Raw genomic sequence first — 23,401 nt, 5'->3', positions numbered from 1 at the left:
CGCGGGTGGGGACATCGCCTCGCGGCGAGCACCCGCACGGGTCAGCGGGCGTCCGGCCCCGGTGCGCCGGCATCGCCGCGGAGGTGAGCGGGACCGTGGTGAGGGCGGCCGTCGCCCTCGCCGGCGACCGGCTCCCACAGCTCGGCCGGCGCGGTGTGCGGCTCCTCCGGCTCCGCGACGTGCGCGGGCACGCGCGAGTCGGGGCGGTCACGCGGCACCTCCGGCGGCGCCTCGCTGCGGGCGAGCTCCGTGAGCTCGTCGAGGTTGCGGTAGGCCTGGTGGATGAGCTCGGTCGGGGCCACCACCAGGGGCGACATGGCGCCGAGGACGGCGGCCCTGCCCTGCTCGACCATGGCGCGGGCGAACGCGGTCCCCTTCGCCCCGCGCCGGAAGAAGCCACTCGCACGCACCGGGGTCTCCCACGGGACGGCCGCGAGCGCCTCGGCGATGCGCTCGGTCAGCAGCTCCGCCGGCGCCACCGCGTCGTCGATCACGGTGCGCCACGTGACGGGCAGCCCCTCGGACGCCGCGTCGACCCAGTCGAGCCTCTCGCGCTCGACCACCTCGCGGCCCAGCACCGCCGGCAGCGGCACCTGCTGCGCCTTGCCCGAGACCACCAGAGCGGCCGCCTGCGCGCGCGCGTCGACACCGGCCGCGGCCGTCAGCGCCGCCACGAGCTCCGCGACGTCGGGCAGGACCGGCTCCGCGTCGCGCGCCAGCGCGCGCTCGAGCGTCCGGCCGGCCTCCACCAGGTCGGCGGCGACGGCGTCGGCGGCGACGGACCGCGCCTCCACGGCGCCCTCGAGCTCCGCGCGCAGCACGTCCACCCCCTGGCCGGTGCGCGCGCTCACGGGCATGACGGGCACGGAGTGCATCCCGTCCTCCGCCAGCAGACGCTGCAGGTCGCGCGCGACGTTCCAGCCGTCCTCGGTGGTGAGCCGGTCGACGTGGTTGAGCACCACGAGCGACGGCTGACCATGGTCGGAGGCGACCCGCAGGTAGCCGTCGTGGATGGCGTGGTCGGCGTACTTCTGCGGGTCGACCACCCACAGCAGCAGGTCGACCATGGGGATCATGCGGTCCACGGTCGCGCGGTTGTACGCGTTGACCGAGTCGTGGTCGGGCAGGTCCAGCAGGATCAGGCCGCCGAGCGCCGGATCCGCGTCCGCCTCCGGCGCCTGCGCGCGCACCAGCCGCCGCTGCGGCGCGACGCCGAGCCAGTCGAGCAGCGCCTGCGCGGGGTCGGGGCCCCAGACCGCCGCGCTCACCTCGGAGGTGGTCGGGCGCGCGACCCCGGGCACCGCGAAGGACATGCCGGCGAGCGCGTTGAACAGGGTGGACTTGCCGGAGCCCGTGCCGCCCGCCAGCGCGACCACGGTCCAGTCGATGCCGAGCCGGAGGCGCTCCTCGCAGCGGTCGATCGTGGCCTCGAGCTCGCGGCGCACGTCGCCGGGGATCGCCGCGCGGGCCCAGGTGAGGGACGAGCGCAGGCGCTCGACCCGCTCCCGCAGCACGGAGGTCTCGTCGCGGGGCGCCAGGTGGTCGAAGCTCACGCTCACAGCAGGCCTCGCAGCTCCGCGCGCCGCAGCCGGATCTTCGCCGAGGAGTCGGGCATGAGCGACGGGATGTCGGTGGGCCGCATCATGTCGAGCGACTCCCGGGAGACGCAGTGGCGGCGGGCGGCCGCGAGCTCCGCCCGTGCCTCCTCGACGGCCTCGCCGACGGCCTGGCCCGTGAGCACCATGAGCGCGGTGCGCGCCTCCTCGATCCCGAGCGCGGCGCTCGCGAGGGTGGTGGTGAGGCCGGGCTCCCCGACCACCTCGATGCCGGACGATGCGCCGGGCAGCGCGAGGACGATCTCCTGGCAGCGGTGCATCCACCGGCGGGCCGCGTCGGCGGCCTGGCGCTCGCGCGCCTGCCGCGCGTCGCGGGGATCGCGTCGCTCCGCGAGCCAGGGACCCACGCCGGTGTCGGCGCGCCGCAGCGCGGCCGTCATCGCCTCCGCGACCGAGGCCGCGGCGTGGACCAGGCGCGACTCGACCGCATCGAGCACGTCGACGTAGATCTCGTGCAGGACGGTGTCGCGGTCCTCCCGCAGGTGCCGGCGCTTGACCCACAGCGAGTTGCGGAGCCGGAAGAGCGCGCCGCCGTCGGCCGTCGCCTGCTGCCACCGGGTGGTGAGCGCGCCGGTCGGGATGGTCTCCCACCACCGGTCGCCGCCTTCGTTCTCGACCTGGGCGGCGCTGCGGCGGACCTCGGATCGAACGTCCTTGGCGGCGGCAGACTGCTCGTCCATCGCCTCGGCGACCACCTCGAGCCACTCCTTCACGGACTCGGCGGCGCCGTGCAGCGTGCGTTCGACGATGGTCGCGGCGGACGCGGCCGCCACCGAGTCGAGCCAGCGGCCCAGGCCGTTGACCACGTCGCGCGGCACCGTGGCCTGACGCGCGGTGTCCTCGGGGATCACGAACAGCGGGAGCGTCTCGAGGTGCTCGAGCGTGAGGCGGTCGACCAGCTCGCGGCGCACCTGGGCGGCGATGTCGACCGTGACACGGTTGAGCACCACGGCGATCGACGCACCACGGTCCGCGCCCGCGCGCAGAGCCTCCCACGGCAGCGCGTCACCGTAGCGAGCGGGGGTGGTGACGAAGATCCACAGGTCGGCGGCCTCGAGCAGCACCTTGGCGATCTCGCGGTTCTCCCCGCGCACCGAGTCCAGGTCGGGCGAGTCCACGATCGCGAGCCCGCGGGGCACCGCCTCGGTCGCGATGACCTTGCCCCGCTGCTCGACCTCCGTGAGCACCGAGGTGTCGAGCGGGTGGTGGAACACGTGAGGGATACGGGTGGTCGGGCGCAGCACCCCCGATGGGGTGAGCTGCTCTCCCACCAGCGCGTTGACCACGGTGGACTTGCCCGCGCCCGTCGAGCCGGCGACCACCACGACGGCGGGCGACGCCTCCTCGCGGACGCGCGGGATCAGGTGATGGTCGAGCTGGTCGAGCATGCGGCGCATGGTGTCGCGCGCCTCGTCCACGCTGGGCGTCGGGAGCGGCAGCTCCACCCCGGCGACCACCTTCCTGGTGTCCACCAGGGCGTCGAGGAGGTTGCCGGGGTACGACCACGTCTTGATGGGTCGCACGCTCATGCGACCCCGACCCCTCGTCCCACCATGCGTCAAGGGTAGCGCGGGGCCTCCTACCAGGCCGCACGAGCGCAGCGAGCCGCGCGACTACTCTGTATCCGTGCGTTCTGCGCGCGCCGGCCCCCGTAGCTCAATGGATAGAGCAACGGCCTTCTAATCCGTAGGTTGCAGGTTCGAGTCCTGCCGGGGGCGCCGCCGACCGAGCGCCACCGAGATGGCGCGCGAGCGCTCGATACCCGCGGGCCCTGTGCACCGGTCCTCCATCTCAGGGGTGGTGAGGGCGGACGATGCGCCGGGACGGCGGGACGATGCGCGCCCGGCGCGGCGATTTCTGGCACCGGGGCGCCCGCATGAGCCGTCTCACCAGGCGAGACGCTTCCGCCGAGAATTGGGACCAGGAGCGGGCACAGGTCCCGGGTCGCGCCCGCGAACCGTCCACTAGCCTGGTCGCGAGGCAACCAGGAACCCGGTCCGCGGCCGCCGCATCGGCACGTCGCACCGACCGATGGAGACCGGTTCCGCGGCACGCGACGCGCGGGACCAGAACAGGATGACCGATGAAGATTGGGGTCCCCGCGGAGACCCGTGCGGGCGAGAGGCTCGTCGCGGCGAGCCCCGCCTCGGTGGCGCAGCTGATCAAGCTGGGCTACGAGGTCGCGATCGAGGCAGGCGCCGGCACGTCGGCCAGCTTCCTCGACGCCCAGTACGAGGAGGCCGGCGCGACGCTCGTCGACGCCGCGACCGCCTGGGGCGCGGACATCGTCACGTGCGTGAACGCCCCGAAGCCCGCGCAGATCAAGCTGCTGCGCGAGGGCGCGACGCTGGTCGCGACCATGGCGCCGCACTCGAACGAGCGGCTGGTGACCTCGCTCGCGAAGCGCGGCGTCACCGCGCTCGCCCTCGACGCCGTCCCGCGCATCTCCCGCGCGCAGGCGATCGACGTCCTGTCGACCATGTCGAACGTCGCCGGCTACCGCGCGGTGATCGAGGCGGCCGAGAACTACGGAGGCATGTTCACGGGCCAGGTCACCGCCGCCGGCAAGACCAAGCCCGCCACCGTGTTCATCATCGGCGCGGGCGTCGCCGGCCTCGCGGCGATCGGCGCCGCGTCCTCCCTCGGCGCCCAGGTGCGCGCGTTCGACGTGCGCCCCGAGGTGGCGGAGCAGATCGAGTCGATGGGCGGCACGTTCGTCGACGCCCCCGAGGCTCAGCAGGAGATCAGCGCCGACGGCTACGCCAAGCCCCTCACGGCGGAGCAGCAGGCCGCCGCGATGGCCGTCTACGCCAAGGAGGCCGCGAACGCCGACGTGGTGATCACGACGGCGCTGGTGCGCGGCACCGCGCCCACCACGATCACCGCCGAGGTGGTGGCGGGCATGCGGCCCGGCTCCGTGATCGTCGACCTCGCGGCCTCGGGCGGCGGCAACTGCGCGCTCACGGTCCCCGGCAAGACGGTCCTGTCGGACAACGGCGTGACCATCGTCGGCTACACCGACCTCACCAGCCGCATGCCGCGCCACACGTCGACCCTGTTCGGCACCAACATCGTGCACCTCATGGCGCTGCTGACGCCCGGCAAGGACGGCGCGATGGTGCTCGACCTCGAGGACCAGGTGCAGCGCGGCATGACCGTCGCGCATGCGGGCGAGGTCATGTGGCCGCCGCCGCCCGTGTCCGTGTCCGCGGCGCCGGCCCCGGTCGCGGCGCAGGGCCCGACCGAGGAGGAGCTGGCCGAGAAGGCCCGGCTCGAGCAGGAGGCCGCGCTGGCGAAGGCCAGGCGCCGCAACTGGCTCTACGGCGCCGGCGCGGTCGCCGCGCTGCTGCTGCTCGCGTTCTCCGACCAGGACACCGTCAAGCACCTCACCGTGTTCGCGCTCGCCGTGATCGTCGGCTTCTACGTGATCTCGAACGTGAAGCACTCGCTCCACACCCCGCTGATGGCGCAGACCAACGCCATCTCCGGCATCATCCTGGTCGGCGCGCTGCTGCAGATCGGCTCCGAGGACGCGATCGTGTCCACGCTGTCCTTCATCGCCGCCGCCGTCGCCAGCATCAACATCTTCGGAGGCTTCCTGGTGACGTACCGGATGCTCGGGATGTTCAGGAAGGACGCCTGATGACCCTCACCTCCCTCGCCACCGCGATCTACGTGGTCGCCGCGGTCCTGTTCATCCTGTCGCTCGCCGGCCTCTCCCAGCAGGAGACCGCCCGCCGCGGCAACATCCTCGGCATGGTCGGCATGGGCCTCGCGCTCATCGCGACCGTGGTCCTGTCCCTCCAGCAGTCCGAGCGCAGCCCGTGGATCACGGCGCTGCTCATCGCGATGGTGTTCGCGATCGGCGCCGGCGTGGGCATGTGGCGCGCTCGCACCGTCGAGATGACGCAGATGCCCGAGCTCATCGCGATGCTGCACTCCTTCGTGGGCCTCGCGGCGGTGCTGGTCGGCTTCAACTCCTACCTGACGGAGGAGGCCGACGCGATCCACCAGATCGAGGTCTTCCTCGGCGTGTTCATCGGCGCGATCACCTTCACGGGCTCGATCGTCGCCTACCTCAAGCTCAGCGCGAAGATGAAGTCGCGCCCGCTCACGCTGCCCGGCCGCAACCTGCTCAACCTGGGCGCCGTGGTGGCCAGCGCCGGCCTGCTGGGCTGGTTCATCGCGACCAACAGCATCGTCCCGCTGATCATCATGACCGTCATCGCCCTCGCGCTCGGCTTCCACCTGGTCGCCGCGATCGGCGGCGGCGACATGCCTGTGGTCGTGTCGATGCTCAACTCGTACTCCGGCTGGGCGGCCGCGGCCGCTGGCCTGATGCTGGAGAACGACCTGCTGATCGTCACCGGCGCGCTGGTCGGCTCCTCCGGTGCGATCCTCAGCTACATCATGTGCAAGGCGATGAACCGCGCGTTCCTCGCCGTCATCCTCGGAGGCTTCGGCACCGAGGGCGGCAGCGCATCGTCCGGCGACGCCGAGCAGGGCGAGCACCGCGAGGTGAAGGCGCCCGAGGCGGCGGAGATCCTCGCCCAGGCGAAGTCCGTCATCATCGTCCCGGGCTACGGCATGGCCGTCGCGAAGGCGCAGTACCCGGTCGCCGACATGGTCTCGAACCTGCGCGCGCACGGCGTCGAGGTGCGCTTCGGCGTCCACCCGGTCGCCGGACGCCTACCGGGCCACATGAACGTGCTGCTCGCCGAGGCGAAGGTGCCGTACGACATCGTGCTGGAGATGGACGAGATCAACGACGACTTCCCCGAGACCGACGTGGTGCTGGTGATCGGCGCCAACGACGTGGTCAACCCGTCCGCGCTCGAGGACCCGGGCTCGCCGCTCGCCGGCATGCCGGTGCTCGAGGTGTGGAAGGCGAAGCAGTGCATCGTCTTCAAGCGCTCGATGGCCACGGGCTACGCCGGCGTGCAGAACCCGCTGTTCTTCCGCGAGAACTCGGCGATGCTGTTCGGCGACGCGAAGACCCAGGTCGAGGAGATCCTCACCCACCTGCGCGTGAGCGAGGGCGCGAGCGCCTGACGTCCATGCCTCGAGGGGCCCGGCACCGTGCGGTGCCGGGCCCCTCGTCGTCGGGTGGACGATGCGCGGTCACGCCGCGACGGCGGCGGGCACCTTCTCCGGCGCGCCGGTCGGCGCGGGCAGGCGCAGGCCCCGGACGATCAGCGTGATCGCGAGCGAGATCTCCCACAGGAAGATCGGGATCGCCGCGAGCGCGCGTGCCGTGGTGACCTCGTCCGCCAGCCCGAACATGACGGTGAGGTTCGACGCCGTCACCAGCGCGGAGCCGACCACGCCGAGCACCGGGATCCAGCGCGGCACGGCGCGCAGGCGCCACAGCACCACCGCGAGCACCACCGTGTGCACGCCGACCACCAGCCCCGCGCCGACCAGGAAGGTGGCGGAGTAGAGCTCGCGCAGCGCGACCCCCGCGCCGCCGTCGGCGAGGCCGGCGTCGCGCAGGCTCACGAGCGCGGCCACCGAGGCGGCGCCGACCAGGATCACGGCCGCCTCGAGGACGCGCAGCACCAGGTATGCGGGGCCGCCGAGCGGTGCGTGCGCGCGCAGGAGCGGGAGGAGGCACAGCGCGGTGCCGACGACGGCGACCGCGAGCACGATGTCGAGCAGCGCACCGAGCAGCTGCGGCCCGCCCCCGTCGGAGCCCGCGAGCCAGACGTCGTCGGCGACCATCGGTCCGTAGAGGATCACGGCGGCGACCGACGTGAGGTGGGTGAGCAGGTAGAAGGCGCCGGCGAGGGCGGCGGCGCGGCGAGGGCGAGACATCGAGGGCTCCGATCGGACACGAGGTGTACGGTGTACACCTTCGAGCCACGACTGTAGGGTGTATGGCGTACACCGTCAAGAGCGGAGGATCGATGGCGACCACGGCCACCGGAGGCGCGCGCACTCGGCTGTCGCGGGCACGCGTGCTCGACGAGGCGATCGGGTATGCCGATACCCACGGGCTCGACGCCCTGAGCATGCGGACGCTCGCCGAGCTGCTCGACGTGGTGCCCATGGCGCTCTACAAGCACGTGCGGTCCAAGGAGGCGCTGATCGACGGCATGGTCGAGACGGTGCTCGCGACCCTTCCGGCCGCCGATCTCGCCGGGGTCGGGCCGGAGAGCTGGCGCGCGGTCGCGCGGTCGCGCATCCTCGCCGCCCGCTCCGCCCTCCAGCGGCATCCGTGGATGTGGAGGGCGCTCGAGACGCGCGCGGCGCCGACGCCGGCGATGCTCGACCACATGGAGGCGATGATCCAGATCCTGCGGCGCGGCGGGCTGGGACCGGTTCTGACCCATCACGCGATGCACGCGCTGGGCGGCCGGATCTGGGGCTTCACCCCCGAGGTGGCGTCGTCGGGTCCGGCTCCCGCGGATCCCGCGGAGATCGCCGCGGCGATGGCGGCGATGCGCGAGCGCTGGCCCGGCGTCCTCGAGTCGGCGATGTCGGCCAGGCACGAGGCGGGGAGCGCCGTCGGGCCGGGCTGCGACGACGACGCGGAGTTCGCGTTCGCCCTCGACCTGCTCCTCGAGGGTGTCGAGTCGCGCCACTTCGCGGGGTGGCCCTCCCCGGCGCGGGCCACGTCCCACTAGGCTGGCGCCGTGACCACCGATCCTCGCTTCGCGCGGAGCGCCGACGCCCTGGCCCGAGCGGTGCTCGAGCTCGCCGCGGAGACCCCGATCGAGGACATCGCGGTCACCGACATCGCGCGCCGCGCCGGCGTGACCCGCGCGACCTTCTACAACCACGCCAACGGACCCGAGGAGCTGCTCGCCCGGGTGCTCGGCGCGGAGCTCGACCAGGTGCGCCAGGAGTTCCTCGACTCGGTGAGCTCGCACCTCGACGACGTGGAGGGCGCCTGGCGCGAGACCGCCGGGCTGCTCATGGATCACATCGACTCGCACGCGGACGTCTACCGGACCGGGCTCTCCCAGACCGAGGCGGGGCGCGGCTCGATGCTCGCGCTGCTGCTCGCGAACCACATCGAGGGCACGCTCGAGCGGTACCGCCAGGTGATCGGCGCCCCTGAGCCGAAGGACGACGCGGAGCGCGCCCGCGCGCGCATCGCGGCCGCCTACCTGAGCCACGGCGTGGTCGGCGGCTACCGCGCCTTCCTCACCGGACCCGAGCCCCGCGACCGGGACCTCGCGCTCGACGTGATCGTCGGCGCCACCCCGCGCGAGTGGTTCGCCACCCCGACGCCCTGAGGACCGCGCCCGGCCGAGGAATCGACCGGGACGTCCGCGCGTTCTGATCGACCTGAGGCCCCCGACGCCGGGGTCCGCACCCGAGCCCGAGGAGATCCATGCCGTCCGCATTGTTCAGCCCGATCGACCTGCGCGGTGCGACCGCACGCAACCGGCTCTGGGTCAGCCCCCTGTGCCAGTACTCGTGCGAGCGCCAGGACGGCGTGCCGGACGACTGGCACCTGGTCCACCTGGGGTCCTTCGCGCGCGGCGGGGCCGGCCTGGTCATGAGCGAGGCGACGGCGGTGACGGCCGACGGGCGCATCTCTCCGTGGGACACCGGGATCTGGAACGACGAGCAACGCGACGCCTGGGCGCGCATCGTCGCCTTCATCCACGGCCAGGGGGCGCTCGCGGCGATCCAGCTCGCCCACGCCGGCCGCAAGGCCTCGACCTACCGCGAGTGGAGCGGCACCGGCAGCGTGCCCGCCGCGGAGGGCGGCTGGACCACCGTCGCGCCGTCCGCCATCGCGTTCCCCGGCTACGAGCCGCCCGTGGCCCTCACGGACGAGCAGATCCTCGAGGTGGTCGACGCCTTCGGCGCGGCCGCGCGACGCTCGCTCGACGCCGGCTTCGACGTGCTCGAGGTGCATGCCGCGCACGGCTACCTGCTCCACCAGTTCCTCTCGCCCCTCAGCAACACCCGCGACGACCGCTGGGGAGGCGCGCTCGTGGGGCGCGCCCGCCTGCTGCTGCACGTGGTGCGTCGCGTCCGCGAGGTCGCCGGCCCGAGCGTGCCGGTGCTGGTGCGCATCTCCGCCACCGACTGGAAGGAGCCCGAGGGCTGGACGCTCGACGACTCGGTGACGGTCGCGCGATGGCTGCGCGAGGCGGGCGCCGACCTGGTCGACACCTCGACGGGCGGCCTCGTGCCCGCCGAGATCCCGGTCGGGCCCGGCTACCAGGTGCCGCACGCGGCCGCCGTGCGTGACCGCGGCGGGATCGCCGCTGCGGCCGTCGGGCTGATCGTCGATGCCCGCCAGGCCGACGAGCTGGTTGCATCGGGGCGCGCCGACGCGGTCTTCGCGGGACGCGAGTTCATGCGTGATCCGCACTTCCCGCTGCGGGCGGCGCACGAGCTCGGGGAGACCATCGACTACTGGCCGCCGCAGTACACGCGCGCCGGGTTCCGCTCCCGGCCGGAGGTCACCAGCGCCGAGGACTGAGGTCGCGCGGCTCGGCGCGAGCAATCGCCCGGACACGGCATACTTGAGTCCCCGGACCCGAGGAAGTGACCGTGCCCCGTCCTGTCGGCGCCTCCCGCGACTACCTGCCCGGCCTCGACGGCCTGCGCGCGGTCGCGGTGGTGGCGGTGCTCGCCTACCACCTGGGCGCCCCGTGGCTGCCGGGCGGGCTCCTCGGCGTCGGCGTCTTCTTCACGCTGTCCGGCTTCCTGATCACCAGCCTGCTGCTGACCGCGGTCGAGCGCCACGGACGGATCGACCTCAAGGACTTCTGGCTGCGCCGCGCACGGCGGCTCCTGCCCGCCCTGGCCGTGATGCTCGCGGCCGTGCTCGTCGCGACTGCGATCGTCCACCCCGACGACCTCCCGCGGGAGCTCCGGGAGTCGCTCGCGGCCGTGCTGTACGTCAACAACTGGACCGACATCGTCCAGGGAGACTCCTACTTCGACCGCTTCTCTCCCCCGGCGCCGCTCGACCACCTGTGGTCCCTGGCGGTCGAGGAGCAGTTCTACCTGCTCTGGCCTCTGCTGCTGATCGGCATCCTCGCGCTCGTCCGCGGCAACCGGAAGGCCGCCGCGGTGATCACGGCGCTGCTCGCCGCCGGCAGCTTCTGGCTGATGGCGACCGTCGCCACGCCGGGCTTCGACAACACGCGTGCGTACGAGGGCACCGACACCCGCGCCGGGGGCCTGCTGGTCGGCGCCGTCCTCGCGCTGGCCTGGGCGCGGCGCCGGGTCGATCCCGGCGGGCCCGCGCCCCGCCTCCTCACGCCGCTCGGGATGGTCGGTCTCGCCGCCGTGGTGGCGCTGATGGCGACCATGGACGACTACTCGATCGCCCTGTACCGCTGGGGCTTCGTCGCGCTGTCGCTCGCGACGCTCGCCGTGGTGGCCTCCGTCGCGCACCCGGCGACGGCGATGAGCCGCGTCCTCGGCGTCGCGCCGCTGCGGTGGGTCGGCGAGCGCTCGTACGGGATCTACCTCTGGCACCTCCCGGTGATCGCTCTCCTCCCCGCGGGGTTCCTCGAGGAGCACCCGCTCTACCGGAGCCTGGTCGCGCTCGCGATGACCGTCGCGATCGCCGCGCTCAGCTGGGCCATGGTCGAGGACCCGATCAGGCGCCACGGGCTCCGGCGGGCGCTGCTCCCACGCCGGTCCCAGCAGCGCGCCTCGCACGTACGGCGTCCCGCCCCCGTGCTCCTGGGCGTCGCCCTGGTCATCGCCGTCGGCGCCGGGTCGATCGCGGGGGCTGCGACCGTCCATGACCGTCGCGCAGAGGCCGCCGTCCCGCCGTCGGCCACCCCGTCCACCGTGGCCGCCTCGCCGCCGTCCACCGCATCGTCCACCCCGACGCCCACCCCCGCATCGTCCCCGTTCGCCACCCCAGAGCCGTCGCCGACCGCGACCCTGGTGGCCGGGAAGACGTCCTGCGCCTCCGTGGTCCACGTGGGCGACTCCACGTCCGTCGGGCTCACCAGCGATCAGGTGCTCCCCGTCGAGGAGCAGATCGTCGCCCAGTACAAGCGCGTCGGCATCGAGGACGTCCGCACCGACATCTCGGGCGCACGGTCGATCGTCGAGCGCGTCAACGGCCAGCCGAACGCCCGCGAGGCCGTCGCCGCGCAGGTCGATGCCGGATACGACGGATGCTGGGTGATCGCGCAGGGCACCAACGAGGTCGCCAACCAGTACGTCGGCGGCGTCCACCCCCTCGACGAGCGCATCGACACCATCATGTCGACCATCGGCACCGAGGAGCCGGTGCTGTGGCTCACGGTCACGACGCTGCGGACTCAGGGCCCGTACCGGGACGCCGAGATGAAGAAGTGGAACGCCGCCCTCGCCGACGCCTGCGACCGGTGGCCCAACATCCGCGTCTACGACTGGCGGTCCGAGGTGAAGGACGCCTGGTTCCTGTCCGACGGGATCCACTTCACCACCGCGGGGTACCGCGAGCGCGGCGCCCGCATCGCTGACGCCCTCGCGGTCGCCTTCCCTCGCGGCGGCCAGCCGTCGACCGGCTGCCTGGTCGGCTCGGCAGCGGGCTGAGCCGCCGCCCCTCAGGCGCGGACGGCGGCCCGCCGCAGCAGCAGGAACGCAAGCCCGCCGAGGAGGGCAGTGACCGGCAGCGTCCACGCGACGAGCGCGGCGACCGACGTGCCGCCGAGGAGCTCCCCCACCGTCCCCCAAGCATCGGCCCAGGTGATCAGGAAGACCGCGCCGACGATCGCCGCCGCGAGGGCGAGCAGGAGCGTCACCAGGCCCGTCGCGCGCCACCGGAGGAAGATCGCGCCCGCGACCGCGCCGAAGAACAGCATGAGCAGCATCAGCCCCACGAACGACCACATCACCACCCACAGCGGCGCGTCGTAGAGGAATGCCGGGGCGAAGAAGGCACCTCCCATCCCCCACCCTCCGGTGGCCCGCTCGACCGCCGCGAGCACGGTGATGCCCGCGCCATAGATCAGCGCCATGCCCCCGAAGTAGGCGGCCGTGCCAAGGAAGTAGTCGCGGCGGGTCTGCGACAGCCCGACCGCGAACCGGAAGGTCTGGTTCATGGCCTGCGCCGCGACGGCGATCATGTAGAAGATGATCCAGCTCACGCCGCCCGCGTAGCGGAACGCGTCGTCGTCGAGGCCGCCGCCCGACGACGCAGCCCATGCGATGATGCGCCAGATCGCGTAGGTGAGCGCGAACACGGCCGCGAGGATGAGCCACGGCAGCCCGAGCGTCGTGAACGGGTTCGCGGCGTGCACGCGCGCGCCGTTGAGGATGCGCCGGCCCGGCGGGACGGGAGCGATGGCGGTCATGAGGGGTCCTTCCTTCCGCGTGCACCGCCCGTGCGGGCGACCACCAGCTCCTGCAGCGAGACCGGCGCGAGCTCCAGGCCCGCGGCCGTCGCGGCGGCGCGCGCCGCATGATCGACATCGGCGACCGTGGCCGAGGAGATTCCGCCGATGCGGTCCCGCCGGAGGACGTCGCGGCCCGAGACGAACGCGTCGACGTCCTGGGCACGGCCCACGACGGTGACCGCGGTTCCCCGCAGGGCGTCCGCCTCGGCGTCGATCACGATCCTGCCCTCGTCGATCACGACCACGCGATCGAGCAGGGGTGACGCCTCATCGATCAGGTGCGTCGACATCACGACCGTGCGAGGGTGCTCGGCGAGGTCCGCCAGCAGCGCGTCGTAGAACACCTGGCGGGCGACGGCGTCGAGCCCGGCGTAGGGCTCGTCGAACAGCGTGAGCTCGGCGCGCGAGGCGAGTCCGACGATCGCGCCGACGGCCGATCGCTGGCCGCGGGACATCTTCTTGACGCGGCGGCCGAGAGGGACGCGCAGATCGTCGGCCAGGCGGATCGCGTAGTCCTGATCCCAGTGCGCGTAGCTCCAGGAGGCGGCCCTCAGCACGTGGTGACCGCGGACGTTGTCGGGGTACGACTGCGACTCCTTGACCAGGCAGGTGCGCCCCAGCACCCGGGGGTTCTCGAGCGAGCGCTCGCCGAACAGCCGCGCCTCGCCCGAGGTGGCGAACTCCTGTCCCGTGAGGAGCTGGAGCAGCGTGGTCTTGCCGGCGCCGTTGCGGCCGAGCAGGCCGCACACGCTGCCCTCCTCGACCCGGAGCGTGACGTCCTCGACCGCGTGCACGTCGCCGTACCGGCGGGTGAGACCCTCGGTCTCGATGATGGCGGTCATGCGTCCGCCTCCTTCCTGATCATCTCCGCGAGCTGGGCGGAGTCGAGTCCCAGGGCGGCGGCCTGCTCGAGCAGCGGCCTGACGTACGTGTCCCGGAACGCCTCGCGACGCTCGCTGAGGAGCCGGTCGCGGGCACCCGCGGCGACGAACATCCCGATGCCCCGCCGCTTGTAGAGCACCCCCGCGTCGACCAGCAGGGTGACCCCTTTGAGCGCGGTCGCCGGGTTGATGCGGTGGAACGCCGCGAGCTCGTTGATCGAGGGCACCTGGGTCTCCTCGGGCATCGAGCCGTCGATGATCCGGGCCTCCAGCGTGGAGGCGATCTGCTGGAAGATCGGCCGCCCGTCGTCCACGCCCACCTCCGGTCACCTGGTTGGTTAGTTCACTAACTAACCAATCATGTGCGGACCCGGCTGTCAAGCGGACGCCTCACCGGTCGCACCCGGTGCCAGCGCACCCGGTTAGAGTGGACCGCATGAGCGACACCCCCCTCGTCTGGATCGACTGCGAGATGACGGGGCTCGACGTCGGCACCGACGCCCTGATCGAGGTCGCATGCCTGGTCACCGACGCCGAGCTCAACGTGCTCGGCGACGGCGTCTCCGTGGTGATCGCGCCCTCGCCCGAGGCCGTCGCCGGCATGAGCGACTTCGTGCGCGAGATGCACGTCACGTCGGGCCTGCTGCCCGAGCTCGAGCACGGCACCACCATGGCGGACGCCCAGGAGCGCGTGCTCGCCTACATCCGCGCGCACGTCCCGACCGCGGGCAAGGCGCACCTGGCGGGCAACACCGTCGGCATGGACCGGCTCTTCCTCGAGCGGGACATGCCCGAGCTGATCGGCCACCTGCACTATCGCGTGGTCGACGTGAGCTCCCTCAAGGAGCTGGTCCGCCGCTGGTACCCGCGCGTGTTCTTCAACGCCCCGGCGAAGACCGGAGGTCACCGCGCGCTCGGCGACATCCGCGACTCGATCACCGAGCTCCGCTACTACCGCGAGACGGTGCTGGTCCCGCTGCCGGGCCCCGACTCGGACCAGGCGAAGGCCGCCGCGGCGTCCGTCACCGGGTCGGAGGCGTCCTCCGTCGACGCGTAGGTCCGCTACACTACTTCTGGTCCGCGCGTGAGCGGGGACGATGGTGGCTATAGCTCAGTTGGTAGAGCATCGCGTTGTGGTCGCGAGGGCCGCGGGTTCAAGTCCCGTTAGCCACCCGGATGCGAAGGCCCCGGCTCGATCGAGCCGGGGCCTTCGTCGTGTCCGCGGGAGTCAGCGCTTCTTCGAGAAGATCGCTCCCCAGATGCCGATCAGGATCGCCGCGGCGGCGATGCTCATGAACAGCTGGATCCAGTTGATGCCGGCGGTGTCCTCCCGGTTCAGCACCGTGTACCAGAGCCAATGGCCGATGGCCGCGCCACCTATCCCCAACAGGATCGTGACGATGATCCCGAAGTTCTGCCGGCCTCGCACGAAGATGCGCGCGAGCACCCCGATCAGCAGTCCTCCGAGGATGGTCCACAACCAATCCATGCCTGCCTCCCTCTCCCTTGGCGCCGGACGGGCGCCGGCTCTCGCACACTATCCTTGAGTGCGCGCCGCCGCTCGGCGGCGCCGGAGGAGGTTTCGATGTTCGCAGCGCTCACGGGAGCGGGGCTGTCCGCCGCGGCGGGCCTCAACGCGTTCATCCCGCTGGTGATGGTGGGTCTGTTCGCGCGCTTCACCGACTTCATCGTGCTGCCCGAGAACCTCGCCTGGCTCGAGTCCTGGCCCGCCATCATCATCGGCCTGCTGCTGCTCGCAACCGAGCTGGTGCTCGACAAGATCCCCGGTGTCGACCACATCAACGATCTTCTCCAGTCGCTCATCCGCCCGCTCGTCGGCGGCGTGATCTTCGCCGCCACCGCGGCGGCGCAGGTGATCGACGAGTCGAACTTCTGGCAGGACAACCCGCTGATCGCGGGGATCGTCGGAGCGATCGTCGCCGCCGGTGTCCACGCGGCGAAGTCCGCCTCCCGGCCCGCGGTGAACGCCGCCACCGCCGGCACGGGCGCCCCCGTGGCGTCCTTCGCGGAGGATGCCACGTCGGTCGCACTGAGCCTCATCGCCATCTTCGTGCCGGTCCTGGTGATCGTCGTGCTCATCGCGATGGCGGCGGTGTTCTACCGCGTGGTGACCACGGGCAGGCGGCGCCGCCGCCGCCGCGCGATGCTCGAGGCCGAGGAGCGAGCCGAGCGCGAGGAACGGGCCGCCGCCGGCATCAAGACGCCATGGTGGCGCGGCCGCTGGCGATGACCGCCCCGGCCGCCCGCGCATCGTCCCGCCACTGAGGGACGATGCTGAGGCTCAGGCCGCGCGCTCCTCGCCGAAGTCGGCGAGGAAGTCCGCGACGAAGTCGTTCGCGGGCGAGCCGGTGACCTGGTCGGGCGTGCCGAGCTGCTCGAGCACGCCGCCGCGCGACAGCACCGCGATGCGGTCGGCGAGCAGGACGGCCTCGCGCATGTCGTGGGTCACCATCACCACCGTGGTCCCCAGGTCGCGCTGAAGCGCCTGGAACTCGCGCTGCAGCCGCCGGCGGCCCTGCGGGTCGACCGCCCCGAAGGGCTCATCCATGAGCAGCACGGGCGGGCGCACCGCGAGGGCGCGGGCGACGCCGACGCGCTGGCGCTCGCCGCCGGACAGCTCGTGCGGGTAGCGCCGGCCGTAGTCGGACTCGGGAAGGCCCACCAGGTCGAGCAGCTCCGCGACCCGCTCGCTCGTCCGCGCGCGGTCCCACTTCAGCAGCCGCGGCACGGTCGCGACGTTCTGCGCCACCGTGCGGTGCGGGAACAGCCCGACGTGCTGGATGACGTAGCCGATCCCGCGGCGCAGCTCGACCGGGTCGCGGGTGAGCACATCGTCGCCGCCGAGCAGGATCCGGCCCGCGGACGGCTCGATGAGCCGGTTGATCATCCGCAGGGTGGTCGACTTGCCGCAGCCCGACGGACCCACCAGCGCGAGCACCTCGCCACCGTGCACCTCCAGGTCGAGCGAGTCGACCGCGACGGTGCCGTCGGGGTACTCCTTGCGCACGGACTCGAGGACGATGCCGGTGGACTCCATCCCGCCACCGTAGCGCGCCCCACCCCTGCCGGGTCCAGGCATGACCCTGTACGGTCGGGGGGTGGACAATCCCTGGCTGTCGCTCGACTACCTCAGGCGCAGCGGGGACGAGGTCTGGGAGCACCTGGTGATCCACGCCTCGCTCACGGTGCAGGCGCTGGCCATCGCGATCGCGGTGGCGTTCCCGCTCGCCGTGCTCGCGCGCCGGGTGCCTCGCCTCGCCGGACCGATCCTGGGGACCGCGGGCGTCCTGTACACGGTGCCCTCGCTCGCCCTGTTCGCGCTGCTCGCCCCCTACACCGGCATCGGCCGCACCACGGTGCTCATCGGGCTGGTGATCTACGCGCTGCTGGTGCTGGTCCGCAACATGATCGTGGGCCTCGAGGGCGTGGACCCCGACGTGGTCGACGCCGCGCGGGGCCAGGGGTACTCCCGCACTCGGCTGCTCCTCACGGTCGAGCTGCCCAACGCGCTGCCCAGCATCGTCGCGGGGCTGCGCATCGCGGCCGTCACGACCGTCGCCCTGGTGACGGTGGGCGTCGTGGTGGGCTACGGCGGCCTGGGCCAGCTCATGTTCCGCGGACTCCAGTCCAACTATCACGCGCAGATCATGACGGCCACGCTCCTGTGCCTGGCGCTCGCGCTGGTGATGGACCTCGCGATCGTGCTGCTGGCGCGCTGGGCGATGCCGTGGGCGCGCAGCGGCCGCCGGGCCCGGGGACGGAGGGCCGCGGCGTGAGCACCGTGTCCGACGCCTGGGACTACCTCACCACCGCCGAGTCGTGGACGGGCGCGAACGGGATCTTCGGCACCAACTTCGACGGGTCGCTGCGCTTCCAGCGCGACTCGATCATCGCGCTCACCCTCGAGCACCTGTGGATGTCGTTCGCGGCCGTCACCATCGCCGCCGCGATCGCGCTGCCGCTCGGGCTGTGGCTCGGCCACCTCGGGCGCGGGGGCGGCGTCGCGACCGTCATCTCGAACGTGTCCCGTGCGATGCCCACGCTGGCGCTGCTCACGCTGTTCGCGGCGTCAGCGATCGGCTTCGGCAACCGTGCGGTCATCATCGCCGCGGCGATCTTCGCGTTCCCCCCGATCCTCACCAACGCCTACACCGGCATGTCCGGGGTGGACCGGGACGTGCGCGAGGCCGCCTTCGGCCAGGGCATGACGCGCTGGCAGGTCGCGCTGCGCGTCGAGCTGCCCCTGGCGGTGCCGCTGCTCGCCGCGGGGATGCGGACCTCCACCACGCAGACGGTCGCGACCGTGCCGCTGGCCGCCCTGGTCGCGGGAGGCGGGCTCGGCGTGATCATCAACACGGGCCTGGCGACCCAGCGCTACGGCCAGGTGCTCGCCGGGGGCCTGCTGGTCGCGGCGCTGTGCCTCGGGATCGACGCGCTGATGGCGCGCCTCGAGCGCCGCGCGACCCCCGCGCCGCTGCGGAACCGCGCGACGGCCGCCGCCTGACCGGTCACGATCCCGCATCGTTCACCCGTCCGCCCGGGCGACCGCGCCGAAGCGTGAATACCCTGGAAACCGACCCGACGGGAACAGACCGCCGTCCGGCGGGGTTGCCCGACGCACCGACCCGAAGGAGTGACATGCGAATCCGAACCGGAATGCTCGCCGCGGCCACGGCCGCGACGCTCGTGCTGGCGGGATGCTCGAGCGGATCCGACTCCCCCGAGCCCGCGGGCTCGACGTCGAGCACGGCGGGAGGCGAGTCGATGGCGCAGGAGTGCCAGCCCGTCCCCGGCGACACCTTCATGGTGCTCGATGACGACAAGATGCTGCAGAACTCCGACAACCTGATCCCGGCGGTGAACGCCGACGCCGCCTCGGACGAAGTGCTCGGGGCGCTCGACGCCGTCTCGGCCGTCCTCACCACGGACGACCTGATCCAGCTCAACAAGGCGGTCGACATCGACCGCCAGACCTCGGCGGAGGCCGCCGCGGCCTACGTCGCGGACAACGGCATCGCCGCGCCCGCGACGGGTTCCGGCTCGATCGTGGTGGGCGCCGCGAACTTCTCGGAGAACATCACCGTCGCGGAGATCTACGCGGCCGTGCTGGCCGATGCCGGCTTCGACACCGAGGTCCGCACCATCGGCAACCGCGAGACCTACCTCCCGGCGCTCCAGTCCGGGGAGATCCAGGTGGTGCCGGAGTACGCCGCCACGGTGACCGAGTACCTCAACCGCGACCAGAACGGCGCGGAGGCCGCGGCCGTGGCGTCGGGCGACATCGACGCGACCGTCGCCGCCCTCGAGCCGCTGGCGACCGCCGCCGGCCTGGTGTTCGGCGAGGCCTCGGCCGCGCAGGACCAGAACGCGTTCGCGGTGACCACCGCCTTCTCCGACGAGTACGGCGTGACGTCGCTGAGCGAGCTCGCCGAGACCTGCGGCACCATCTCGCTGGGCGGACCGCCGGAGTGCCCGGAGCGCCCGTTCTGCCAGATCGGCCTCGAGGAGCAGTACGGCATCGAGGTCGCGCAGTTCGAGTCGCTCGACCCGGGCGGCCCGCTGACCAAGACCGCGATCCAGCAGGGTCAGGTCATGGTCGGCCTCGTGTTCAGCTCCGACGGCGCGCTGGGCTGACCACCCCGACGCCCTCGATCACGCGGCGGCCTGCTCCCTCGGGAGCGGGCCGTCGTCGTGTCGGGACGATGCGGTGCCACGAGCGAGGCGCCACAGCGCCGTGATGCCCCGCACGATCAGCCAGCCCAGGCCCCAGCCGACGGCGGCGTTCACGGCCGCGAGCGCGGCGCTGGCGGGAAGCGTGTACCAGGCGTTGTCGGTGGTGAAGGCGAGCTCGGCCGCGAACAACGCTCCCACCAGCAGGATCCCCCACCAGCGCGCCCTCGCGAGGCTCATGATGAAGCCGATCACCAGCGCCGGGATGATCATGACGGCCCTCCCCCGAAGGCGGCGGGCCCCGTCGCCCGCCCCTCCAGTGCACACCCGAAGGGCGCTCGGGTCAACGGGGGTCGGCGGGCAGGAGCGGCCGGTTCTCGTAGAACGTCTGGAGCACCACGGTGGTGCGCGTGGTCACCCGCACCGCACGCCGGATCTCGCTGATGAGGGACTCGAGGTCGCGCGGCGTCCCGACCCGCACGAACAGCATGTAGCTCGCGTCGCCGGCGATCGAATGGCAGGCCTCGACCGCCGTGAGGTGCTCGACCAGCGCCGGGACGTCGTCCGCCTGCTCCGGGTCGAGGGGCGTGAGCTCGATGAACGCCGAGAGCGGTCGCCCCGCGGCCTCGGGGTCGACGAGCGCGCGGTAGCCGGCGATCACCCCGTCCGCCTCGAGCCGGCGCAGCCGCGCCTGCACGGCGGAGGTCGACAGCCCGACCTCGGAGGCGAGCTGCGCGAGGGTGGCGCGGGCGTCGTGGGAGACGGCCGCGACCAGGCGGGCGTCGACGGGATCCTGCATGACACGGACGCTACCGCATCCCGCCCGGTGGGCCCGGCGGCACGGCGGCCGGCGGGCGGAGGAATCCTTGACCGCGACACTTCTGGATGAAATGCTTCCCGTAGAGACACGTTTTCACCGGAATTCTTCCGCTTCCGCACTCAGAGGGAGTCCCCCATGACCGTCTCCGTCACCCCCGCCCACCTGGACGTGCGCACCGTCGAGTCCAGCGCCGCCTGGCGCCGCCTCAAGGAGGCCGTGACGGCCCTGCAGCCGCTGCAGGCGCGCGACGGATCGATCCCCGAGTCCGCGGCGCACGGCTCCGCCCGGGGACTGGTCGACACCATCGTCAGCGCGATCCGCGAGCTCGCGCCGCTCTTCCCCCATGACGCCGACTACCTCGCGGCGCTCCCGGGCGACTTCGAGCGCTGGGCCGACGGCGGCTTCGGCGAGCCCGACTTCCTCGACTCCCTGGTGGCGTTCCAGCCGCAGCGCCGTCGGGTCGACGGGCTCCGTCACCTGGTGGTGTTCCCGATGTACACGCAGAACGGCTCGCGGGACCGCCACGTGGAGGCGCTGCTGGCTGAGGCGATCTGGCCGGAGTTCGTCGCCGAGCTCGAGGCCGGCGACTACGGGAACGCGCTGTTCGTCTCGCTGCGCCTGATCGACTTCACCGCGGGATACGACACCAACTCGGCCGTGCTGTTCCCGGAGACCGTGGCGATGCGGGAGATCCCCACGTTCACCTGGGGCGCGATCTTCCAGGACCGCGAGGCGGCGCGCTACCGGCGCGTGGTCGCGGCGGCCGCCGAGCTGACCCGGCTCGATCTTCCCGTCGAGACCGCGGAGATGCTGGCCGACCAGGGCCTGGCGGAGCGCACCTTCGTCATGTGGGACCTGATCCACGACCGCACCCACATGCGCGGCGACCTGCCGTTCGACCCGTTCATGATCAAGCAGCGCATGCCTTTCTTCCTGTACACGCTCGAGGAGCTCCGCTGCGACCTCACCGCGTTCCGCGAGGCGGTCGCGATCCAGCGCGCGCTCGACGCCCGCACCGCCGCGGGCGAGGAGCTCACCGGGACGGAGACCGACACCCGCAGGCATGCGGCGCTGGTCCAGCAGGCGATCCTCTTCGACCGCATCTTCCGCTTCCCCATCACCGGCACGCGCGTGCGGAACTACGACGGGCTCGGCGGCCAGCTCCTCTTCGCCTGGCTGCACCAGCGGCACGTGCTCGAGTGGCGCGACGTCGAGCTGAGCATCGACTGGGACGCCGTCCCCGACGCCGTGGTGGCGCTGAGCGACGCGATCAACGCGCTCTACTGGGAGTCGATCGACCGCCCCAAGACCGTGCACTGGCTCAAGGCCTACGAACTGATCGCCGGAGTGCTCGCCCCGCATCCCGCCTCGGCCTGGGCGGCCGGCCTGCCGCGCGAGGTGCTCGCCGGCCCGCCGAAGGGCATGACCGACCTGGTGCTGGACGACGAGTTCCCCCTGTCGATGTTCTTCGAGGCGCTCGACCGGAAGATGCGGCCCGTGATCGAGTCCACGGCGGGCATCCGCGCGGACGCGGCGTGACGATGCGCGGTGCGGCCGAGCGCACGGTGCTGATCGGCGGTGCGACCAGCGCCGCGGGCGTCGCCGCGGTCGGGGCGCTGGTCGCCGCCGGCGCCACGGTGGTCGCCACCGGACGCGATCGGGATCGGCTCGCCCCGCTCGCCGCGATGGGAGCCCGCATCGAGGCGGTCGACCTGGTGGACGAGGTCGAGGTCTCCGCCCTCGCGTCGCGGCTCCACGCGGATGGCATCGCCGTCGACGGCGTGCTGCACCTGGTGGGCGGCTGGCGCGGCGGCGGCGGGATCGCCGGCCAGACGGAGGCGGACTACCGCGTGCTCGAGGCCTCCTTCACCGCGCTGCGTCACGTCTCGCGCGCCTTCGACGAGGACCTGAGGCGCTCCCCCGCCGGTCGCCTCGCCATCGTCTCGTCGACGACGGTCGATCACCCGGCTGCCGGCGGCGCGAACTACGCCGCCGTCAAGGCGGCGAGCGAGGCGTGGGTGCGCGCGGTCGGGCAGGGCTACCGGAAGGCCGCGCGCGACGCCGGGGAGCCCCAGCGCGCGGCGGCGGTGATCTTCCGCGTCGCCAGCCTCGCCGGACTGGAGAGTGCGCTGGCGGACGCCTTCGTGGACCTGTGGGACGCGGATGCGGCGGCGGTCGACGGGGCCGTGATCGAGCTTCGCGACGACGTCGACTGACCCTGCCGAGCCTCCCGCGGAACGCCGAAGGCCCGGTCCTCGCGGACCGGGCCTTCGTGTCTGGTACACCCCCTGGGACTCGAACCCAGAACCCACTGATTAAGAGTCAGTTGCTCTGCCAATTGAGCTAGAGGTGCATCGCTCCGCAACGCGGTGCGAGAGACAACTTTAGCAGGCCGCGGGCGAACTTCAAAAACGACGAACGTCCCGGGAATGGCCTCGTCGGGCTCGCGCGTTAGGTTGTCATCATGAGCGAGAACCGACTGAGCGTGGGCGACACCGCCCCGGACTTCACCGCCCCCACCGACGACGCGACCTTCACGCTCGCAGACCTCCGCGGCACGAAGGTGATCCTGTACTTCTACCCCGCCGCGATGACGCCCGGCTGCACCACGCAGGCGTGCGACTTCCGCGACTCGCTGGACGTCCTGCACGCCTCCGGTTACGAGGTCGTCGGCATCTCGAAGGACTCGCCCGCGAAGCTCGCACAGTTCCGCGAGCAGGAGGGCCTCACCTTCACGCTGGTCTCCGACGAGGACCGCGCGATCCAGGAGGCCTACGGCGCCTGGGGCATGAAGAAGCTGTACGGCAAGGAGGTCGAGGGCTCGATCCGCTCGACCGTCGTGCTCGACGAGGAGGGCAAGGTCGCCGTCGCCCAGTACAACGTCAAGGCCACCGGCCACGTCGCCAAGCTGCGCCGCGACCTCGGTCTCGACTGACGCAGCGGCCGCCCGCGCATCGTCCCGCCGGCCGCCCCGTATCCTGGGTGCCGCGCGCGAGTGGCGGAATTGGCAGACGCGCTGGATTTAGGTTCCAGTGCCCTCGGGCGTGGGGGTTCAAGTCCCCCCTCGCGCACCACCGG

At 72.5% G+C, this 23,401-nt stretch carries 23 protein-coding genes, 4 tRNA genes and 1 pseudogene; 17 read left to right on the top strand and 11 right to left on the bottom strand.

Annotated elements, in window-relative coordinates; genetic code table 11:
* Positions 1-41: 41 nt before the first annotated feature.
* A complete protein-coding gene (locus QQX13_RS08850) occupies positions 42-1,559 on the bottom strand; it encodes a GTPase (protein ID WP_301153135.1) in 1,518 nt (505 codons plus the stop codon).
* Positions 1,556-3,145 (bottom strand): dynamin family protein, encoded by a 1,590-nt coding sequence (locus QQX13_RS08845; RefSeq protein ID WP_301122073.1) that lies wholly within the window; start codon positions 3,143-3,145, stop codon positions 1,556-1,558. Before QQX13_RS08845 ends, QQX13_RS08850 begins: the two co-directional genes overlap by 4 nt.
* 116 nt (positions 3,146-3,261) lie before the next feature.
* Here QQX13_RS08845 and QQX13_RS08840 point away from each other — a divergent pair.
* From QQX13_RS08840 to pntB, 3 genes are all read left to right on the top strand, one after another.
* Positions 3,262-3,334: transfer RNA gene (locus tag QQX13_RS08840), tRNA-Arg, on the top strand.
* A 365-nt stretch (positions 3,335-3,699) separates the two neighbouring features.
* Entirely contained in the window at positions 3,700-5,259 is a 1,560-nt protein-coding gene (locus QQX13_RS08835; RefSeq protein WP_301153133.1) for a Re/Si-specific NAD(P)(+) transhydrogenase subunit alpha, read from the top strand.
* Entirely contained in the window at positions 5,259-6,668 is a 1,410-nt protein-coding gene (gene pntB / locus QQX13_RS08830; protein WP_301153131.1) for a Re/Si-specific NAD(P)(+) transhydrogenase subunit beta, read from the top strand. The genes QQX13_RS08835 and pntB overlap by 1 nt, the downstream gene beginning before the upstream one ends.
* A gap of 69 nt (positions 6,669-6,737) precedes the next feature.
* Here the strand turns inward: pntB and QQX13_RS08825 are convergent, their stop codons facing one another.
* Complete coding sequence (locus QQX13_RS08825) at positions 6,738-7,430, bottom strand: DUF4386 domain-containing protein (RefSeq protein WP_301153129.1); 693 nt, start codon at positions 7,428-7,430, stop codon at positions 6,738-6,740.
* A 62-nt stretch (positions 7,431-7,492) separates the two neighbouring features.
* Here QQX13_RS08825 and QQX13_RS08820 point away from each other — a divergent pair, with 62 nt between their 5' ends.
* The 4 genes from QQX13_RS08820 (at position 7,493) to QQX13_RS08805 (ending at position 12,128) form a co-directional block, all read left to right on the top strand.
* Complete coding sequence (locus QQX13_RS08820) at positions 7,493-8,242, top strand: TetR/AcrR family transcriptional regulator (RefSeq protein WP_301153128.1); 750 nt, start codon at positions 7,493-7,495, stop codon at positions 8,240-8,242.
* 9 nt (positions 8,243-8,251) lie between these two features.
* Positions 8,252-8,857: a TetR/AcrR family transcriptional regulator gene (locus QQX13_RS08815; protein WP_301122088.1), complete on the top strand. Its 606-nt coding sequence runs from the start codon at positions 8,252-8,254 to the stop codon at positions 8,855-8,857.
* 98 nt (positions 8,858-8,955) lie between these two features.
* Positions 8,956-10,062 carry an NADH:flavin oxidoreductase/NADH oxidase gene (locus QQX13_RS08810; RefSeq protein ID WP_301153127.1) on the top strand — a complete coding sequence of 369 codons (1,107 nt, stop codon included), beginning with the start codon at positions 8,956-8,958 and terminating at the stop codon, positions 10,060-10,062.
* Positions 10,063-10,133: 71 nt separating this feature from the next.
* Positions 10,134-12,128, top strand: coding sequence for an acyltransferase family protein (locus QQX13_RS08805; RefSeq protein ID WP_301153126.1), 1,995 nt, complete (start codon positions 10,134-10,136; stop codon positions 12,126-12,128).
* An 11-nt stretch (positions 12,129-12,139) separates the two neighbouring features.
* Here the strand turns inward: QQX13_RS08805 and QQX13_RS08800 are convergent, their stop codons facing one another.
* Genes QQX13_RS08800 through QQX13_RS08790 form a run of 3 tightly spaced genes read right to left on the bottom strand, consistent with a single transcriptional unit; the run spans position 12,140 to position 14,126 of the window.
* Positions 12,140-12,889 carry an ABC transporter permease gene (locus QQX13_RS08800; RefSeq protein ID WP_301153125.1) on the bottom strand — a complete coding sequence of 250 codons (750 nt, stop codon included), beginning with the start codon at positions 12,887-12,889 and terminating at the stop codon, positions 12,140-12,142.
* Positions 12,886-13,773, bottom strand: a complete 888-nt coding sequence (locus QQX13_RS08795) for an ABC transporter ATP-binding protein (RefSeq protein WP_301153123.1) — start codon at positions 13,771-13,773, stop codon at positions 12,886-12,888. The genes QQX13_RS08800 and QQX13_RS08795 overlap by 4 nt, the downstream gene beginning before the upstream one ends.
* Complete coding sequence (locus tag QQX13_RS08790; RefSeq protein WP_301153121.1) at positions 13,770-14,126, bottom strand: GntR family transcriptional regulator; 357 nt, start codon at positions 14,124-14,126, stop codon at positions 13,770-13,772. Before QQX13_RS08790 ends, QQX13_RS08795 begins: the two co-directional genes overlap by 4 nt.
* 122 nt (positions 14,127-14,248) lie before the next feature.
* Here QQX13_RS08790 and orn point away from each other — a divergent pair, with 122 nt between their 5' ends.
* Positions 14,249-14,869, top strand: coding sequence for an oligoribonuclease (orn, locus tag QQX13_RS08785; protein ID WP_301122100.1), 621 nt, complete (start codon positions 14,249-14,251; stop codon positions 14,867-14,869).
* Between the two features lie 43 nt (positions 14,870-14,912).
* Positions 14,913-14,985, top strand: a tRNA-His gene (locus QQX13_RS08780).
* Between the two features lie 55 nt (positions 14,986-15,040).
* Here the strand turns inward: QQX13_RS08780 and QQX13_RS08775 are convergent.
* Positions 15,041-15,301, bottom strand: a complete 261-nt coding sequence (locus QQX13_RS08775; protein WP_301122103.1) for a GlsB/YeaQ/YmgE family stress response membrane protein — start codon at positions 15,299-15,301, stop codon at positions 15,041-15,043.
* Positions 15,302-15,397: 96 nt separating this feature from the next.
* Here QQX13_RS08775 and QQX13_RS08770 point away from each other — a divergent pair, with 96 nt between their 5' ends.
* Positions 15,398-16,063, top strand: a complete 666-nt coding sequence (locus QQX13_RS08770) for a DUF4126 domain-containing protein (RefSeq protein WP_301122105.1) — start codon at positions 15,398-15,400, stop codon at positions 16,061-16,063.
* Positions 16,064-16,144: 81 nt separating this feature from the next.
* On the opposite strand, the pseudogene QQX13_RS08765 reads toward QQX13_RS08770, so the two are convergent.
* Positions 16,145-16,870, bottom strand: a pseudogene (locus QQX13_RS08765) (ABC transporter ATP-binding protein); the annotation flags it as partial.
* A gap of 61 nt (positions 16,871-16,931) precedes the next feature.
* On the opposite strand from QQX13_RS08765, the gene QQX13_RS08760 reads away from it, so the two are divergent.
* The 3 genes from QQX13_RS08760 to QQX13_RS08750 all read left to right on the top strand — a co-directional run bounded on the left by QQX13_RS08760 (position 16,932) and on the right by QQX13_RS08750 (position 19,467).
* Complete coding sequence (locus QQX13_RS08760; protein ID WP_301122107.1) at positions 16,932-17,609, top strand: ABC transporter permease; 678 nt, start codon at positions 16,932-16,934, stop codon at positions 17,607-17,609.
* Positions 17,606-18,337 (top strand): ABC transporter permease, encoded by a 732-nt coding sequence (locus QQX13_RS08755; protein WP_301122109.1) that lies wholly within the window; start codon positions 17,606-17,608, stop codon positions 18,335-18,337. The genes QQX13_RS08760 and QQX13_RS08755 overlap by 4 nt, the downstream gene beginning before the upstream one ends.
* A gap of 134 nt (positions 18,338-18,471) precedes the next feature.
* Entirely contained in the window at positions 18,472-19,467 is a 996-nt protein-coding gene (locus tag QQX13_RS08750) for a glycine betaine ABC transporter substrate-binding protein (protein WP_301122111.1), read from the top strand.
* Between the two features lie 18 nt (positions 19,468-19,485).
* Here the strand turns inward: QQX13_RS08750 and QQX13_RS08745 are convergent, their stop codons facing one another.
* Together QQX13_RS08745 and QQX13_RS08740 are read right to left on the bottom strand one after the other, a co-directional pair.
* Positions 19,486-19,776, bottom strand: coding sequence for a hypothetical protein (locus QQX13_RS08745; protein ID WP_301122113.1), 291 nt, complete (start codon positions 19,774-19,776; stop codon positions 19,486-19,488).
* A gap of 70 nt (positions 19,777-19,846) precedes the next feature.
* Positions 19,847-20,302 (bottom strand): Lrp/AsnC family transcriptional regulator, encoded by a 456-nt coding sequence (locus QQX13_RS08740; RefSeq protein ID WP_301122115.1) that lies wholly within the window; start codon positions 20,300-20,302, stop codon positions 19,847-19,849.
* A 156-nt stretch (positions 20,303-20,458) separates the two neighbouring features.
* Between QQX13_RS08740 and QQX13_RS08735 the strand changes: the two genes are divergently transcribed.
* Together QQX13_RS08735 and QQX13_RS08730 are read left to right on the top strand one after the other, a co-directional pair.
* The gene (locus tag QQX13_RS08735) at positions 20,459-21,862 is read left to right on the top strand and encodes a DUF6421 family protein (protein ID WP_301122117.1); all 1,404 of its coding nucleotides are present in this window, start codon (positions 20,459-20,461) and stop codon (positions 21,860-21,862) included.
* A gap of 2 nt (positions 21,863-21,864) precedes the next feature.
* The gene (locus QQX13_RS08730) at positions 21,865-22,539 is read left to right on the top strand and encodes an SDR family NAD(P)-dependent oxidoreductase (RefSeq protein WP_301122121.1); all 675 of its coding nucleotides are present in this window, start codon (positions 21,865-21,867) and stop codon (positions 22,537-22,539) included.
* A gap of 61 nt (positions 22,540-22,600) precedes the next feature.
* Here QQX13_RS08730 and QQX13_RS08725 read toward each other — a convergent pair.
* Positions 22,601-22,676, bottom strand: a tRNA-Lys gene (locus tag QQX13_RS08725).
* A gap of 111 nt (positions 22,677-22,787) precedes the next feature.
* On the opposite strand from QQX13_RS08725, the gene bcp reads away from it, so the two are divergent.
* Together bcp and QQX13_RS08715 are read left to right on the top strand one after the other, a co-directional pair.
* Complete coding sequence (gene bcp / locus QQX13_RS08720) at positions 22,788-23,258, top strand: thioredoxin-dependent thiol peroxidase (protein ID WP_301122119.1); 471 nt, start codon at positions 22,788-22,790, stop codon at positions 23,256-23,258.
* 54 nt (positions 23,259-23,312) lie between these two features.
* Positions 23,313-23,397: transfer RNA gene (locus QQX13_RS08715), tRNA-Leu, on the top strand.
* Positions 23,398-23,401: the final 4 nt, after the last annotated feature.

The organism is Demequina lignilytica (assembly GCF_030418375.1).
GTDB classification, from domain to species: domain Bacteria; phylum Actinomycetota; class Actinomycetes; order Actinomycetales; family Demequinaceae; genus Demequina; species Demequina lignilytica.
Note: the sequence above shows the minus strand (reverse complement) of the source record. Positions and strands in the feature narration are given on the sequence as shown.